Below are 15,782 nucleotides of genomic sequence, written 5' to 3' on the forward strand. Positions count from 1 at the left end.
GAGTTTGCCCCCCTTGCAGAACACGTCGGGCGGCCCCGGACATCGCTGCCCAGAACCGCCCGGTATCAGTTCATTCTCCGGCGTTTTTGTGCATTGCAACAACGTCGGGCGCGGATTGCGCAGTAATCTTCGTTACTCCGCCGCCTCCAACAGCGGGATGCCGTAGTCAGGGTCATCTTCGTTGCACAGCCGGTTGGTCGCATCCCAACGCCCAGCTTCAAGAACCGGCGTGATGTTGAGCTCCTTGCGGATGTCGGTGATCTGCACATCGACATATTGCCGCCAGTCGACCAGCATGAGCGGATAGGCCCAGTTGCGGCCCTGTTCGGCACCGAGGAACTCCGCTTCCAGATTGAGCACCATCGCCTCGGGGTAGTGCAGGCCATCCTTCATGATGGTCTTGGCCTTGAGATAGAAGGCGATGCGGCTGAAGAACGCGCTCAGTTCCGGATGGAAATAGCGGGCCTTGGAATGCATGTTGGCATTGATCAGGGCCACTTCGCCACCATGGTTGGGGCCGAAGGCGGTGACCATGTGCTCAATGTCGTGGGTGAGCGCGGTCTGGCGCAGATAGAACGTGAAGTCGTTGACGACCTGCACTTCCTGGAAGAACAGGTCGAGCTGGTAGCCCGAGTTGACCATGAAATCGCGGATCGCGGCGCCCAGCGTGCCGGGGGCACAATGCTCGAGTTCGGCGATCGTGAAATTGGCCAGACTGCGTTTTTCCAGCCATTCGCGAAAGCGGGGCAGGCGGGCCTTCTCGCGCTCGAACAGCTCGATGATCCGAGGCATGTCTTCAAGGTTGTGGAGGATCTGCGCAACCTCGGGAATGTAGGCCGTGTTGGGCATGTCGGGGCCATTGCGGCGCAGCATTTCCTGCGAAATGAGCGAACGCAAGTTGGCATCGTTGAGATAACGCGACGAACTGACCAGTACCGAGCTGTCCGTCGAGATGGTCTTGATGTTCCCGTTGAAATAAGCGCGGTCGGCGTCACCGATCTGGGCATCGTTCATGTTGGGGTTCCTCTTGGTCGGCAATTGCGAAAAGTGGCAGGGAGCGCTTGCATGCAAAGCCCCCTGCCAGTTGGAGAACGGTTGCGAAGCGGCCTATTCCGCAGCCTCAGCCAGCGCGAGCTGGTCGTTGGCGGGAGTCAGGAATTCGCCGGGAGTTGCGCCGGTATAGGCCCCGTTCTCGAAGGTCGGCACGCCGTTGACCAGCGTGAGGCGCGTCGGCATGGCCTTGCGCGTGAAGCGCCAGGTGGTGCCGCCGCGCCCGTCGGGCACGTCATGCGCCTTTTCCATCTCGCGGCGCTGGACCTCGTCCATGTTGAACACGGCGATGTCGGCGCGCTTGCCTGGCGCGATCACGCCGCGATCGTTGAGGTTGAAGTGCTGCGCAAGTTTGCCGGTCATCACGTGGATGGCCTGTTCCAGCGTCAGCTTCTTTTCGTCCCGCACATATTGGGTGAGCAGGAGCGCATTTTCGCCACCGCCACACAGCATTTGCAGGTGCGCGCCCGCGTCCGAGATGTTGCCGACCGTTTTAGGGTCGAGCATCAGTTCCATCGTCAGATCTTCGTCCTTGGGGAAGGGCGCCATGTGGACGGTTGAGCGCGTGCCGTTGCGCAAGATCCATTCGGCCATCGCATCCGACCGGTGCAGGCCAAGGCTGTCGGCGTATTCCTTGAGCGTGATGCCGAGCGGGCCGACCCCGTTTTCGCTGTCGAGCAGGAACAACTCGTGCGGGTTGCGCATCGGCGAATGCGGCCAGGCCTGCGTATCCCAGCTTTCGCGGGCACGGGCCCGCCAATCCGGATCGGCCAGCAGCGCCGCCTTCTTCGAATGTTCGTCCTCAAGCACGACTTCGTGCCAGACATAGTCGTTCGATTGCGCGAAGATCAGCGACTTGATCAGGCTGAGCGTGGACGTGGGCGACACGTGGGCGTAACCGGGCCACACGTCGACACCGGCTTCGCGCATTTTACGCACGCTTTCCTGCATGGCGGGCAGGATCGGCTTCTGGAATTCGAGCGTGGGTACGGCGCCGGCAATCTGACACTTGATGTTGCGACCGCCCAGCAGCCGCGCCAGCCGTTCAAGGTTGGCAGGACCGGTCATCCGCATGAACGTGTCGACGATGACCTGATAGCAGCAGCCCGGATACTTCTCCATGACGTCGAACAGCGCCGCAAACTCGGCGTCGTTGGCGCGCAGAGTTGGTACGGGGCGGTTCTGGCCATCGTGGTCGTGCATGTTGTCCGACAGACCTAGCGCGCCTGCGGCCAAAGCATCATCCAGAAGCTCGGCCATTTTGGCGATTTCTTCCGGGGTGGCTTCGCGGTCCCACGCTTCGACGCCCATCGCGGCAAGGCGGATGGCGATGTGGCCTACATAGGCGGCGTAGTTCAGCGGCACGCGCACGTTGCGTTCCACCGAAGCGCGATATTCCGACCATTTGTTCCAGTCCCACGGCAGGTTCTGCATGAACGGGCCTTCCGGAATGTCCTCGAAGAACGAGAATATCCCGATCATTTCGCGCTGGGCGGGCATGTACTTGTGCAAGGGCGCGGGTGAAAAGCCGCAGTTGCCCATGATCATGGTGGTGGCGCCATAGCCCGGCAGCGGGTCCAGATCGGACTGCCACCACATGGTGCCGTCGTAGTGGGTGTGGCTTTCGATAAAGCCGGGGGTTACATGGCACCCGGTGGCGTCAAACAGGCGTTCGCCCTGAGGCGCCAGGTCGGGGCCGACCTCTGCGATCGCGCCATTGCGGATGCGCACATCCGCCTTGAAGGCGGGGGCTCCGGTGCCGTCGACGACGGTACCATTCCTGATGAGGATGTCGTTCACGCTCGCTCTCCCAATCCGTTCTCGTTTGCGAAAGATCGAGGCTCATCCAAAGCGCATTCAGGCGCTCGTCGACGTCCGTTTTTCCGATTTCGCAGTTCTATGCATAGTCGCGGAACGCGATTGGCTAAAGGATTTGCTTGCCATGGGGATCATTATACGATCTCTTGCGGATCATCATGCGACATGAATCAACAAGCGCGACAATGCTGACGGTCCTGCGACGGCGGCTGCGGCAAGAGGGCTGGACGGCGGCACGGCTCGCTGCGGAACTGCGGGTGGGAGAGGCCACGGTCAAGCGATGGCTCGCCGGCAAAGGGCTGACGGTCGACCGGATGGAGCGCTTGGCGGGCCTTGCCAGCATGTCCATCGGCGATCTGGCGCGCGAAGCCGAGGATACGCCGCTTGGCCTTGCGCGCGAGCTGACGCTGGCACAGGAGCGCGCGCTTTCGGCCGACATTTTCCTGTCTTTTCTGTTCATGGCGATCCTTGCAGGGGTCCAGCCCGACGAGATTGCGGCTGACTATTCGCTGCCGTCGCGCATGCTCGAAACCGCGTTGCTGAAGCTGGAGCGGCTGGCGCTGGTCGATCGGCTCCGGCAGGGCAAGGTCAGGCCGCTGGTCGATCGGGCGCTGGTGTTCCGCAAGGCTCCGCTGCGTTCGCTGTTCGAACGACACATGAAGCAACTGTATTTCGAACTCGACTATTCCGCGCCGGAAACCGCCTATGCCTCGGAGCTGGTCAAGCTGTCGGATGTCGGCGCGGCGCAACTGGCCGAACTGATCGAGAAGTTGCGCGGCGAGGTTCAGGCCCTCTCTGACCGGGACCGGGAGACCGCAGTCTTGCCGCGCAAGTGGTACGGAATGCTGGGTGTCATGCGCGAACTGGACATGAGTTCGGTGCGCGAGGCAGGCTGGCAGATCACCGCATAGCCCGAACGGGGTATTTGCTTTCGGCCAATGCGGGTATGGCTTGATCAACACGATAATGAACGGAGAGTGACCCGCGATGCCTCTGAACCCAGCATTTTTGCCGATTCTTGAAGCCATGGCGCCGCTTGCCGGGTTGGACTGGGAAGCAACGCCTCCTGCAAGCTTGCGGGCCATGATGGATAATCCGCTCGCCGTGGGCGATGTCGTGCCGGTGGAGCGGGTCGAGGAACTGACCTTGCCCTTGCCCGGCCGCGATGTTCCAGCCCGCCTCTATGTCCCGCAGGGCCATGGCGCGGTTCCGCCGCTCACCCTGTATTTTCATGGGGGAGGCTGGGTGATCGGTACGCTCGACACCCACGACGCCACTTGCCGCGAGCTGGCCGTTGCCAGTGGCTCGGCGGTTTTGTCGGTCGGCTATCGCCTGGCGCCCGAAGCGGCCTATCCGCTGCCGCTGGACGATTGTCATGACGCGCTCGTCTGGGCGGCGGCCAACGGTGAGGTGCTGGGCGTCGATGCCACGCGGCTCGCGGTGGCGGGCGACAGTGCGGGCGGTAATCTGGCCGCTGCGGTCGCCATTCGCGCGCGCGATGAAGGTGGTCCTGCGTTGCGTCATCAGTTGCTGATCTATCCGGTGACCGATGCAGACTTCGCCACACCGTCCTACGCGGCCAACGGGGGAGGCGGGTACTTCCTCGGTACGTCGGCCATGCGAGCCTTCTGGGCGCACTACCTTGGCGAAACCCCGGTTGAGCAAGCGCCGCTGGCCGCGGTTTTGCGCCAGCCTGACCTGGCCGGGCTGGCTCCGGCCACGGTGATTACCGCCGAGTTCGACCCGTTGCGCGATGAAGGCAATGCCTATGCCGACCGACTGGTCGCAGCCGGCGTTTCCGTTGATCATGCGCAGGCACCGGGCATGATCCACGGTTTCTTCAGCATGAGCGCGATGGTCCCCGATGCGCAACAGTGGATTGCCCGCGCGGGCGCAAACCTCGCCAGCGCGCTGGCCTGATACAGGACTGCGATTGCCGCAAGGGCGCTCCTGCACCGACTGTTGTCGGTGTGGGCCACTCTTGTGCGTCCGGCCCGATCAGGTGGTTGCCAAAGACTTTGGGGGGGGCCGGGCCGGTTTTCTGATCCGAATTGCAGGTGACCACCCATTTGGGGGGTTTCGTCCGGGGTTTCAGGTCTAGGTTTGTGTCCAGAACAAATCAGGGAGCGATGCGCGGATGGATCAGAACGCCCGGAATACCTTGTCGGTCGATGGTTTGCTGGCGCGTGCGCGTGCCGAGACCGGTCTCGACGACTATGGCGACATGTGGTTCCTTGAACCCTTGTCGAAGCTGGTCGATTGGGTCAATGCCGAGGCCGGGCTGATCGCGCCCGATGCCGGGGCCGGAATGCGCATCGCCAGTGCCTTGTCCGATCGGTTGAAGTTGGTCCAGTACTTCAAGGACCATCCCGAAGCGCACGAGGAAGCGATCGATGTAGCCTGTGTCGTGGTCGGGTTGCCGCGCACTGGTTCAACCGTGGTGCAGCGGCTGTTGGCCAGTTCACCCAAGCTGACGTCGCTGTTCTGGTGGGAGACCACCTTTCCGCTGCCGTTCCCGGGCGAGGTGCCGGGCGACCCGACGCCGCGCCAGGAAATGGCCAGGCAGGTGGTCGATTCTCTGCTTGAACTCTGGCCGGACTTCGAAAGCATCGACCCGATCGAGGCGATGGTGGTGTCCGAGGAGGTTATCCTGCTGGACCGGACTTTCCTGTCGACTTCGTATGATTCGATGATGAACGTGCCGTCCTATGGCTTCTGGATGGCCGATCAGGATCATGCGCCGGCCTATCGCGACCTGCTGTTGTGGCTCAAGGCGATCCAGCATCAGAGCCCCTGGCGGCACGGGCGGCAGTGGGTGCTGAAAACGCCGCATCATGTGCTGGGCGGGATGAACGGCCTGCTGGCGGTTTTCCCCGATGCCAAGTTGGTGATGACCAATCGCGACGTTGCCGATGTGCTGCCCAGCTATTGCAGCATGTGCGCGTCGATGAGCGTGAACACCTCGACCACTTATCGCCGCGAAGTTCAGGGCGCCTATTGGACCGCGCGGTTCAAGACCGGGCTTGAGCGGTTTGCGGCGCTGCGACGGACGCTTCCGGCCGGTCAGGTGATCGACATCGATTACCGCGATACGGTGAGCGATCCGATCGGCACGCTTGAGCGGGTGATGATCGCGGTCGGGCTGGGTTTCGATGCAGCCGATCGCGAAGCTGCAGAGGCCTGCATGGCCGACAACGTCAGGGACAAGCGCCCGCGCCACAAATACAGCGCCGAGGAATTCGGCCTGAGCCAGGAGCAGATCGCGCGCGATTTCGCGTTCATGGCCGATTGAACAAGACACCAAACAAAGGGAGAGAAGAATGATCCTGAAGGATAAAGTTGTCATCATCACCGGTGCCGGGCCGGGTATGGGGCAAGCCGTGTGCCGCGGCGCCGCCGCTGAAGGCGCCCGCGTGGTCATTTCGGCCCGTTCGGTCGATGCGATCAACACCCTGCGCGACGAAATCGTGGCGGCGGGCGGTCAGGCGATCGCGGTGCCCTGCGACGTTGCCGAAACCGACCAGTGTCAGGCGCTGGCTCAGGCCGCCATCGACCAGTGGGGCCGCATCGATGGTCTGGTCAATTCGGCCTATTACCATCCGGATTGGGGCCCGCTTGATGCCCATGCCATAGAGCAGGTCTTGCAGGCGATGAACGTCAATGCCGTGGGTGCGTTGCGCATGGCTCAGGCCGTGATTCCGACGATGAAGGCGCAGAAGGCGGGCGCGATCGTCAACGTTTCCACGCTCGCCACGCGCAAGCCGATGCCGGGCGAAGGCGGCTATGCCATGGCCAAGGCGGCGCTTAACCAGATGACCTGCCAGCTCGCGGTCGAACTGGGCGGCACCGGCATCCGCGTGAACACCGCGCTGATGGGGTGGATGATGGGCGCCCCGCTGCACGGCTTCATCGCCGGGCTGGGCGAAGGTGGACCTGCATTTCAGGCGCAGCGCGCATCGGAAATCCCGGTCGGGCACATCCCGCCGGACAAGGATTGCGCCAAGGCGGTCTATTTCCTGCTGTCGGACTATGCCAGCGAAGTGACCGGCGCGGCGCTCGACGTCAATGGTGGCGATTGGGTCGCACCCTGATTGCTGGCGGGGCGGAGCCTTGCTCCGCCCCGGTCCACGCCGGTTGCAATCGAACTGGCGCTTCACCCGAACTGAGCGACGATCTCCGCCACCGCGTTGGCGACGTCCCTGCGGGCATAGCCGAGCAGCGACGCTTCGGCCGGATCGGGTTCATAGCTGATGGCGTTCGCGCGGCCCTGCGGAATGGCGACATCGGGCAGGAGCGGCAGTTCCTCGTCTCGCACTTCCACGGTCGCGCGGTTGCCCACCGCATCGAAGAAGAGCTGGAAATAGCGGGCGAACGAGAGGTTTTCGTCGCCCACGAGATAGGCCTTGCCCGGCTCGCCACGCTCAAGCGCACCTTCGATCGCCTGTGACAGCGAGCGGAACGACATGAAGTTGGTGCCGCCGGGCGGGGCATAGGCCGGGATCGGGATGATCCCCTTGGCCCACTGGGTATAAGGTTCGAAGATCGCGCTGGGCAGGCCGGGCACGGTTCCAACCATGAACGGGGCGTTGACGCTGATGACGTCGAAACCGGGCCGCCCTTCGGCGCGCGCGCCTTCGCAAGCCGCCAGACGCGATCGGATATAGCTGTTGCCTGCCAAGAGTTCGGGTGCCGCTTGAGCATAGAAGCTGCCCAATTGTACGGCCCGCTTTACGCCTGCTTCGCGCGCGGCGGCAAAGAAGGCGGGTACGGCCTCGTGGTTTGCCTTGATCAGGAACTGCTCGAAATCGGCGTCTTGGGGGACATGGCGGGGATCATTGCCCGCGGCAAAAACCACCCAGTCAAATCCGCGCAGGCGATCGGCGGTATAGTCTCCGGCCACATAGTCGCCTTGCAGGAACGGCATGGTCGCCATCGGCGTGGCTGGGTGCGGGGCCTTGCGACCTCCGACCGTCACGTCATGGCCAAGCGCGGCAAGATGGATCGCGGCATGGCCGCCAAGTGCGCCGGTTCCACCGGCAACGAAGATCTTCATGGTGCATGGTCCTTTGGTAACAGGCGGATCGGGGGCGCTCAAAGCGCGCCAGTTGGGGCCAGCGGGCGCAGTTCCTGCCAGTCGACCACCAGTTCGCGCCGGGTGAAGCGCCACGCGTCGGCCTCGTGCCGCCACACGTCCTGATAGCGGATCGCCCAGCACAGCAACGCTTCGCCCTCTGCCTGCGGCACGACATGCTCGGCCGTGGCGACGGTCTCGCCATAAGCGATGTCGCCGTCGATGGTGACGGTCTGGTTGTGGATCAGGTGGCGCGTGGCACGGAACATGCGCGCGAGCAGGTCGATCGATTCAAGGTTGGCCGCGCGGCCGATGGTATGGAATCCGGGGCCGCTGATCTCCACGTCGTCGGCCAGCACCGCTTCCCAATCGTCCTTGCACCGACGGTCTGCTCCACGCGCATAGATCTCTGCGGTGTGGCGCAGCGCCAGAATGTCCGCGACACTCATGCCGGAGCGCCTTGCCCGGGAAACTGCAACGCGTTGCCCGAAACCAGCGGCGTCACCGTCCATTCGCCCGAAGGCGTGCGCACCCATCCCGCTGCGGCCAGCGCGCCGCCATCGACGTGCAGGACCGTGCCCGTCACCCATGCCGCCAGTGGGCTGGCCAGATAGAGCGCCGCGCCCGCGCAATCCGAAGGCCTGCCAAAGCGACCCAGCGGTATCCATTTGTCCATATGCGCCCGGTTGGACTGCGGGATCATGACATCCAGCGCCACCTGCGGCGTGTCGGTCGTCTCGGGCGCGATGTCGTTGACCCGGATGCCCTCGGGCGCCAGTTCCAGCGCGATGCTGCGGGTGAAGCCCGAGACACCGGCCTTTCCAGCGGCATAGACCGCGCAGTTGGGAATGCCGCGATGCGCCTCGATCGAGGTGACGGTGATGATGCTCGATCCCGGAGCGGCCCTGCGCAGCAAAGGCAGCATCGCCCGCGTCATCCGCAGGACATGGCCAAGATTGGTGTCGATGATGGCGTCGATCTGCTGATCATCGAGCGTTGCGAAAGGCTGCGCATGGACGAAGTGTCCGACGTTGTTGACCAGCACGTCCAGCCGACCGGTTTCGGCCGCGATACGGTGGGCGAGCAGTTCCGGCGTCCTTCGATCCAGCACGTCGCAAACGACTACCCGCGCGTTGGGCAGCGCGGCGGCGACGTCGGCTGCCCTTGCCGCGTCGACTTCCGCGATTACCACAAGCGCTCCGGCATCGGCAAAGGCAGTGGCGATGCCGCGACCAATGCCGACGCCGCCACCCGTCACCAGAACGGTTTTTCCGGTGAAGTCCAACGGGGCGACGGGAAGTCGATCCTCTGGCGCAGTGGTTTGCTCGGTCATCGGTGCCTCTCTCGGATTTTCTGATTCAACGCATATTCGGTAAAATTTGCGATGAAGTCAATTTTTTGCGTATTCATAAAGTTGAATTTTTGCGCATGAAGCGATACAAGATTGGGGCGAAAGCTTCGTTCGCAAAGCTTGGAGGCTGCCAATGGATGCCGTGTCACTGGCCCCACGTGTCTGGCAATCGGCAGATATCGCCGACCAGTTTGCGCTCCAGCAGCTCGTCCAGGCCTATTGCCATGCGATCGACCGCCGCGACTATGTCTTGCTGCGCAGTCTCTATCACGATGATGCCATCGACGATCATGGCGCGATGTTCTGCGGCGGTCCTGATGCCTATGTCGCGTGGTTGCCCGCGATGATGGCCAACTGGGCGGCCACCGTGCATTCGATCGGCAACATGCTGTTTCTGATCGACGGTGACAGCGCCGAGGGCGAGTTGCAGACGGTCGCCTATCACCGCACCGTGGCAACCCCCGTTCGCGAGATCATCGCCGGAGGCCGCTATCTTGATCGCTACCGCAAGCGAGACGGTGTCTGGCGGTTCTGGCGCCGCTCGCTCGTGCTCGACTGGTTCGAGGATCGGGCGCTTGCGCGTGGCGAGGGGCCCTCCATCGACGATGGCGTGGAGATGGGCGAGCCCGGGGCGCAAGATGCGGTTTACAGTCGCCTGCCGATGTTCGCTGCCGCCCGCGCCGGTCATTTCCGGCAGTGATTTTGGTTCGGCCGCCTGCGCGCAAGGCTACGCTCAGAACTGGCCGGGTCGCAGCAATGCGTCCGAACCGCCATCGACGAACAGGATCTGGCCGAGCAGATAGGCACTGTTCACCGTCAGCAGAAAACGGATGGTTTCGGCAATCTCTTCGGGCTGAGCATAAGCGCGCGTGACGATCGGGTTGCTCTGCCGGATTGCAGCGACCATCGCCGGGTCTTCGAACAGCGGCGCGGTCATCGGGCTCAGCACCACGCCGGGGGCAATGCCATTGAGCGAGATCCCCGCTCCAGCCCATTCCGGTCGCACCGCTGCCGAGCGCAACCACAAGCTGAGCGCCCTTTTCGAATCCGGATAGGCGCTCATCGGGGCGGTGGCGCAAGCAGCGAGCGCTGCTGCCTCATCCCCGGCAAGGCAGGCCTGCACCACAGCGTCGTTGCCTTGCAGGATGGCGGCTGTTGAACAGATCGCCACCGCGCGCGGACAGGGAGACTTGGCCAAGAGCGGTCGCAGGCCTTCAAGCGTCGCCACCGCGCCGAAGTAGTTGACGGCGATCGTGATCGCGTCGGGTCGGGAGACGCCCGCTCCGGCCAGCAGACTATCAATTCCTGATGGGGCCAGACGATGCACTTCGTCGATCATTGTCGCGCGCCCTTCGGGGCTGGAGAGATCTGCGGAGATATCGGTGCCTGAAAGATCGACGCCGATGACGGTGTCTCCCGCCGCCCGACACAATTCGGCGGTAGCCTTGCCAATCCCGGATGCAGCGCCGGTAATCACGATGGTTCGGGTCATGGAGATTGTGTCCTTTGTGATCATGTCGCGGTGCTTGTGTCAGATTGGGTTGTCAGGCTGGCGATGCGCACCCAGCTCGCCGAACCAGGCTCGGTTCAGGCTGCCACGCGCTCTTCGGGTTCTGGCGGTACGATGGCCGGCTGACCCGGATCATAGACGCGGGTAAGCAGGCCGATGAACGCTTTGTCGGTCAAGGGATCGCTCGGAATATCAAAATGTTCGCCACGTACCTTGAGATCGGCGATAATCGTGTCGAATACCATCTCGTGGGTAAGGTCGTCGCTGTGGTCCAGCGCCCGTTTCAGTTCGGACAGGTCCATGAAGATGTCCGCACCCCAATGGACCAGGAACCGGAATTCCTCCTCGGGAAGGCGCTGAATCACCGCGCCTTCGGTGGTAAGTTGCCAGCCGGTCGGGTCTTGCGGATCTGCGCCCATCAAGGTGTTGATGGTCAGGCCATCCGGGCGCCGCATGGTCGCGGGGCCGGTCGTCTCGGCAGTGTGAAACATCATTTCGTTCTCGACCACCACGGCCCGTCCCCACATCGGTGCCTTGATCTGGGTGGGCTGGCCTTGCGGTCCTTCGGGCCAGTAGTTGAATCCGCCACCGACCCGGCCCTTGTAGTACCAGGTGATCACTTGCGCCTTCTTCTGCTGCCATTGTTTGAACAGGCCTGTTTTGACCATGGTGTTCATCAGCCAGATCGGCGTGTTGTGAAACGATATTCCGCGATACCGCGTGGCGTCGACATGCGGGCTACCGCCGCCTTGGCAAGGCCCCTGAATATTGAACAGCATGTTCTCGGGCGTGGCATAGCGGGCTCCCCAATAGCCGCGCACCAGGTCAAGGAAGCCCTTGTTCAGGAAGCAGTCTTCGATTTCGGGATAAAGCACAGTCGATGACTTGGCGAGATAACCACGGAACACGGGGCTCAGAAACATGTCCCAGGTCGGGGTGAAGCCTTCCGGCACTAGGCCCGAGGTGGTGGCGATGACCTCTTCGGGCGACTTGAAATGCTGCGCCAGTATCAGAGACCACGGCCCATTGGTGCGCACCACTTCGAGCATGCGGGCATGCTGTTCGGCCGAAAAGGCGTTCTCGATGACCTGCGGCGGGGCAACAGGGCGAAAAACAGACGCGGTGCTCGTCATGATCAATCCTCATCCACTGGTTTGTCCGCATCAGGGAACCGCTTCTTGTCGGCGGAGTCGCGGCCTTGACACCGTCCATGCCGATCAGCTGCCATTATTTGTAAGTGATTACAAACATGATTTCACGGCGGGCGCCGAGTTTTTCAAGGCACTCTGCCGACCAGCGGGCGTTGCATCAGCCGACCACACCGGTCGAGGCGGTGAGGCCACCATCGACCACGATCTCGGTTCCCGTGATGTAGCGCGCTTCGTCCGAAACAAGGAACAGCGCGGCATTGGCAACATCCCACGCATCGCCCATCCGTCCCATGGGTACTTGCGCATGCCGCCGCGCTACCATCGCCTCGAAATCACCACCGCCATATCGATCCGCGAGCCGGCGAACGAGGGGCGTGAAGACCAGCCCCGGCACGACACAGTTCATCCGGATGCCCTTTGCTGCATAGGCGACAGCCGTGACGCGCGAAAACTGCATCAATCCGGCCTTGGCAGCGGCATAGCCGACCTGATCCTTGCCAACCCAGCGCAATCCGGCAACGGACGAAACGTTGACGATCGCGCCAGAGCGCTGGGCTTCCATCACGGGCAGGGCGGCATGGCATGTGCGATAGGCGCTGGTCAGGTTGAGTTGCAACTGTCGATCCCAAACATCCGGTTCCATCGTCGCGGGCGTTCCCGGCTCGGACTGGCCGACATTGTTGATCAGGATGTCGAGCCTGCCGAAACGTGCAACGCAATCGGCAACGAGCGCATCGACTTGCGCACCATCGGTGACGTCGCATGCGGCTATGGCCAGTGCATTGCCTTCCGCCTCGATAACCGCGCGGGTTGCCTCGGCAGCAGCCAGGTTGACATCGACCCCGAAAACCGTCGCTCCCTGCCGGGCGAGCAACGTGGCAATCGCTTTGCCGTTGCCCCAACCGGGACCGATCGAGCCGCACCCGGTGACCAGTGCCACCTTGCCATTCAGTTTCAGCATCTTGCTCTCCAGTCGAAATGGCGGAAACCTGCGCGCGTACGCATACGCAAGGACCCCCTATGAACGCTGCACCTCGCATCGGCCTGATCAGCGCTCTGGCCCAATCCCCAGGTCCGGCAATGGCCGCGATGGGGGAAATCTGGCCGGAAGCCTGGGCGCACAATCTGCTCGATGATTCGCTTGCTGCCGACTACGCCACGCTTGGGGAAATCACCCCCGCGATCATCGACCGGTTTCTCGCGCTCGGTCGGTATGCTGCTTCGGTTTCGGACGGCACGCGCAAGCCGGTCGGCATCCTGTTCACCTGCTCCGCCTTTCGTCCGGCGATTGACCGGGTGAAGGCAGATCTCACCATTCCTGTTGTCTCGCCCAACGAAGGGGCCTTCGATGAGGCGCTGGACATCTGCGCGGGCGTGGATGGTGGAGGGCGCATTGCCGTGTTGCTGACGTTCGCCGGATCGCTTGCGCCGCTCACGGGCGAGATCGAGATGATCGCAAGGGCGCGTGGGCAGACCCTGCCTGAGGTGGTGGGTATCGTGGCTGACGGTGCGCTTCCCGCTTTGCAAGCCGGTGACGAAGCTGGTCATGATCGGCTTGCCGCGCAGGCAGCGGCAACTATTGGAAAGGTCGATGTAACAGTGATCGGACAGTTTTCGATGGCGCGAGCACTGCCGCTTGTTACGCCGCTGCGCCCCGAGCCCGTACTGACCACGCCACAGGCTGCCGTGCGCAAACTGCGAAGATTGGTTGAGGCCGGTGGCGGCATTGGCGGAGTTCACGCCCAATGAGGGCGTGTGGTGGCAAAACAGGTATCGGCAAATTCTGACAAAGGCCGATCACGCCATGCCCGGTCAAGGACTTCGACGCTGACCACGCCGTTGTAACCTCGTGCGCGGCAGAGGCTGGCAAATCGGGCACACTCAAGCACCCCTGTGCCGGGGAACGTGCGCCGGTGCATGGTCTCGTCATCCAATGAGGCATTGGCAGGTGCTGGTTGCGCATCGTCGAATTCGACATAGGCGATGGCATCGAGCGGCGCGTCGGCAAGTGTTTCCCACCCTTGCGGGTCGTGCGCGTGATGCCAGTTGTCGACCAGCGCCCCGACCGTGTCCGTGCCGATGCTGGTGACGATGGCGAGCGTTTCGGCGAGCGTGCAGAGCGGTGTGATGGGCATGTATTCAAGCGCCAGCCTCAACCCGGTTCCTGCCACTGCCGTTGCCGCCTGCTCCACTGCTGCCAAACGGGCTGCCGCATCAGGTGCAGAAACGTTTACCTGCAAAAAGTTAGCCCCCAACGCCTGGGCATGCCGAGTGGCTTGAGCCAGCGCCGCGCGTTGCTGGGCGCTGCCGTCCAGCATCGCGCAGACCCCGACGATCTCGCAGCCAATGCCGGCATCGCGTAGCCGCCGGGATAGTCCTGCCATGGTCCGCCCTGTTGCCAGCCATGCGTCGATCGAGGGGCAGTCCGGCCCAAGCAGGGCAAATCCCGCTGCCGCGGCTGCGTCTGCCCATCTGCCCAGATCGCCGGCGCCGCCAACCCATGGTGAACCGTTGAAGGTGTTGAGGCTGAGCGGATTCACGTCACCGGTTCCACGTCATCAGGCCCCCAGTACGCGCGCAGCGATGTGATCAGCCCAGCGGCATCGAACGTGCACACATCGATCGAGCGGATCCGCAGGCGCTGTCCGCCGGATGGTGTGAATGTCACATCGAGCACCAGCGCGGCGGCATTGCCATGCGAACCGCGCATGGGGGCAACCGGGGTGATCTGCGCGCCGAAGGCCACGGAATCGGCGAACCAGCTCGCAAACTCGCCGTGGTGTTTCACAGGTGATCCGACAGGATCTTCGATGATGGCATCGGGTGCGAACAGCGCGACAAGTCCTTCGGCATCGCCTGCGTTTGTGCGGTCGACATACGCTTGCAGGGCCGCTTTCATGGTAGCCTGCGGAGGAATTGTCTCGGTCATGCAATGTCCTTGTCGGGCGCGAGCCGGGTGGCCAGCGCCTGTTGCAAAAAAGCGATCAGCTTGGTCAGGCCGGGGCCGGGTGGTGCCTTGGCGCGATGCAGCAACCACAGCGGGCAATCGTGTCGGGGGTCGGGTGGCGTGATCCGGCGCAAGCCTGGCTCGGCGTCACCGGCAAAGCACCACAGCACAGCGCTGCCGAAGCCCGCCAGCACCGCCTGTTTCATCTGTGGCCAGCTGTTGCAGGTGATCAATCCCGCGCGCTCGGCGGCTTCCCCGGACGGGTTGGCCGCTGCCCAGTGTCCTCCCGGCAGCGCCGCATCCAGTTCATGCCCCCAGCCCAGATGCGGCGCATCGTCGGGCAAGTCGTGGCGGACGTAGCGCGCTTGCGAAAGGACCGCGACCTGCTCTCCGGCGAGGCGCAGCGGCGGGCTGCGGACCAGAGCGATGGCGAGGTCCGCGCGACGGCAGGTCACCGCATCCAATGCATCCAGTTCGCCCAGCAATTCGATCGCGCATTGCGGGTTGGCCTGTTGGAACCGGAGCAGTTGCGGCAGGAATTCCGAAACGATACCAGCACTTGCGGCGATGCGTACCGAGCCTGCTGCCTGAGCGCCGAGGGCGAGGTCGTCGAGCATGCCGGCCACTTCCCGCTCGATGTCGGTGGCAGCCTTGAGCAGCCGTTCGCCAGCCTTGGTCGGCGCGGGGCCGCGCGGTGTATCGGCGAACAGGGGTACGCCCAGCGACGCTTCGAGCGCGTCGATTCGCCGCCCCACCGTGGTGCGATTCATCGCGAGCAATCGCCCCGCTGCGGTGTAAGATCCGGTGCGCACGGCGGCGAGAAAGACCTGAAGATCGCTCCATTCCATGGGCGTGCATATTTGCACAAGTGGTGTGCAGTGCAA

The 15,782-nt window shown here is 63.2% G+C and carries 17 protein-coding genes; 6 read left to right on the forward strand and 11 right to left on the reverse strand.

Annotation, left to right across the window (positions count from 1 at the left end):
- Positions 1–132: 132 nt before the first annotated feature.
- Both LDN95_RS05095 and LDN95_RS05100 read right to left on the reverse strand, forming a co-directional pair.
- Entirely contained in the window at positions 133–1,014 is an 882-nt protein-coding gene (locus LDN95_RS05095; RefSeq protein WP_226016562.1) for a Coq4 family protein, read from the reverse strand.
- A 93-nt stretch (positions 1,015–1,107) separates the two neighbouring features.
- Positions 1,108–2,850, reverse strand: coding sequence for a D-aminoacylase (locus LDN95_RS05100; protein WP_226016563.1), 1,743 nt, complete (start codon positions 2,848–2,850; stop codon positions 1,108–1,110).
- Between the two features lie 203 nt (positions 2,851–3,053).
- Here LDN95_RS05100 and LDN95_RS05105 point away from each other — a divergent pair, with 203 nt between their 5' ends.
- The 4 genes from LDN95_RS05105 (at position 3,054) to LDN95_RS05120 (ending at position 6,959) form a co-directional block, all read left to right on the forward strand.
- On the forward strand, positions 3,054–3,779 hold the full coding sequence (locus tag LDN95_RS05105; RefSeq protein ID WP_226016564.1) for a hypothetical protein: 726 nt from the start codon (positions 3,054–3,056) through the stop codon (positions 3,777–3,779).
- A 76-nt stretch (positions 3,780–3,855) separates the two neighbouring features.
- The gene (locus tag LDN95_RS05110; RefSeq protein WP_370631650.1) at positions 3,856–4,788 is read left to right on the forward strand and encodes an alpha/beta hydrolase; all 933 of its coding nucleotides are present in this window, start codon (positions 3,856–3,858) and stop codon (positions 4,786–4,788) included.
- 217 nt (positions 4,789–5,005) lie between these two features.
- Complete coding sequence (locus LDN95_RS05115) at positions 5,006–6,160, forward strand: sulfotransferase (protein WP_226016565.1); 1,155 nt, start codon at positions 5,006–5,008, stop codon at positions 6,158–6,160.
- A 28-nt stretch (positions 6,161–6,188) separates the two neighbouring features.
- The gene (locus LDN95_RS05120; RefSeq protein WP_226016566.1) at positions 6,189–6,959 is read left to right on the forward strand and encodes an SDR family oxidoreductase; all 771 of its coding nucleotides are present in this window, start codon (positions 6,189–6,191) and stop codon (positions 6,957–6,959) included.
- A 62-nt stretch (positions 6,960–7,021) separates the two neighbouring features.
- Here the strand turns inward: LDN95_RS05120 and LDN95_RS05125 are convergent, their stop codons facing one another.
- The 3 genes from LDN95_RS05125 to LDN95_RS05135 are packed head-to-tail and all read right to left on the reverse strand — an operon-like array spanning position 7,022 to position 9,272.
- Positions 7,022–7,921 carry an NAD(P)-dependent oxidoreductase gene (locus LDN95_RS05125; protein ID WP_226016567.1) on the reverse strand — a complete coding sequence of 300 codons (900 nt, stop codon included), beginning with the start codon at positions 7,919–7,921 and terminating at the stop codon, positions 7,022–7,024.
- 38 nt (positions 7,922–7,959) lie between these two features.
- Positions 7,960–8,388, reverse strand: a complete 429-nt coding sequence (locus tag LDN95_RS05130; RefSeq protein ID WP_226016568.1) for a nuclear transport factor 2 family protein — start codon at positions 8,386–8,388, stop codon at positions 7,960–7,962.
- A complete protein-coding gene (locus LDN95_RS05135; RefSeq protein ID WP_226016569.1) occupies positions 8,385–9,272 on the reverse strand; it encodes an SDR family NAD(P)-dependent oxidoreductase in 888 nt (295 codons plus the stop codon). Before LDN95_RS05135 ends, LDN95_RS05130 begins: the two co-directional genes overlap by 4 nt.
- Before the next feature lie 151 nt (positions 9,273–9,423).
- On the opposite strand from LDN95_RS05135, the gene LDN95_RS05140 reads away from it, so the two are divergent.
- A complete protein-coding gene (locus LDN95_RS05140; protein ID WP_226016570.1) occupies positions 9,424–9,990 on the forward strand; it encodes a nuclear transport factor 2 family protein in 567 nt (188 codons plus the stop codon).
- Positions 9,991–10,023: 33 nt separating this feature from the next.
- On the opposite strand, the gene LDN95_RS05145 is transcribed toward LDN95_RS05140, so the two are convergent.
- The 3 genes from LDN95_RS05145 to LDN95_RS05155 all read right to left on the reverse strand — a co-directional run bounded on the left by LDN95_RS05145 (position 10,024) and on the right by LDN95_RS05155 (position 12,912).
- The gene (locus LDN95_RS05145) at positions 10,024–10,782 is read right to left on the reverse strand and encodes an SDR family oxidoreductase (protein ID WP_226016571.1); all 759 of its coding nucleotides are present in this window, start codon (positions 10,780–10,782) and stop codon (positions 10,024–10,026) included.
- Between the two features lie 95 nt (positions 10,783–10,877).
- A complete protein-coding gene (locus tag LDN95_RS05150; RefSeq protein WP_226016572.1) occupies positions 10,878–11,933 on the reverse strand; it encodes a hypothetical protein in 1,056 nt (351 codons plus the stop codon).
- Between the two features lie 175 nt (positions 11,934–12,108).
- On the reverse strand, positions 12,109–12,912 hold the full coding sequence (locus LDN95_RS05155) for an SDR family NAD(P)-dependent oxidoreductase (RefSeq protein ID WP_226016573.1): 804 nt from the start codon (positions 12,910–12,912) through the stop codon (positions 12,109–12,111).
- Positions 12,913–12,971: 59 nt separating this feature from the next.
- Between LDN95_RS05155 and LDN95_RS05160 the strand changes: the two genes are divergently transcribed.
- Positions 12,972–13,700, forward strand: a complete 729-nt coding sequence (locus tag LDN95_RS05160) for an arylsulfatase (protein WP_226016574.1) — start codon at positions 12,972–12,974, stop codon at positions 13,698–13,700.
- On the opposite strand, the gene LDN95_RS05165 is transcribed toward LDN95_RS05160, so the two are convergent.
- Genes LDN95_RS05165 through LDN95_RS05175 form a run of 3 tightly spaced genes read right to left on the reverse strand, consistent with a single transcriptional unit; the run spans position 13,688 to position 15,746 of the window.
- Positions 13,688–14,491: a TIM barrel protein gene (locus LDN95_RS05165; RefSeq protein WP_226016575.1), complete on the reverse strand. Its 804-nt coding sequence runs from the start codon at positions 14,489–14,491 to the stop codon at positions 13,688–13,690. The genes LDN95_RS05160 and LDN95_RS05165 overlap by 13 nt on opposite strands.
- Positions 14,488–14,880 carry a nuclear transport factor 2 family protein gene (locus tag LDN95_RS05170; RefSeq protein WP_226016576.1) on the reverse strand — a complete coding sequence of 131 codons (393 nt, stop codon included), beginning with the start codon at positions 14,878–14,880 and terminating at the stop codon, positions 14,488–14,490. Before LDN95_RS05170 ends, LDN95_RS05165 begins: the two co-directional genes overlap by 4 nt.
- A complete protein-coding gene (locus LDN95_RS05175) occupies positions 14,877–15,746 on the reverse strand; it encodes a LysR family transcriptional regulator (RefSeq protein WP_226016577.1) in 870 nt (289 codons plus the stop codon). Before LDN95_RS05175 ends, LDN95_RS05170 begins: the two co-directional genes overlap by 4 nt.
- Positions 15,747–15,782: the final 36 nt, after the last annotated feature.

It is taken from the genome of Novosphingobium sp. FKTRR1, assembly GCF_020404405.1.
GTDB lineage: Bacteria > Pseudomonadota > Alphaproteobacteria > Sphingomonadales > Sphingomonadaceae > Novosphingobium.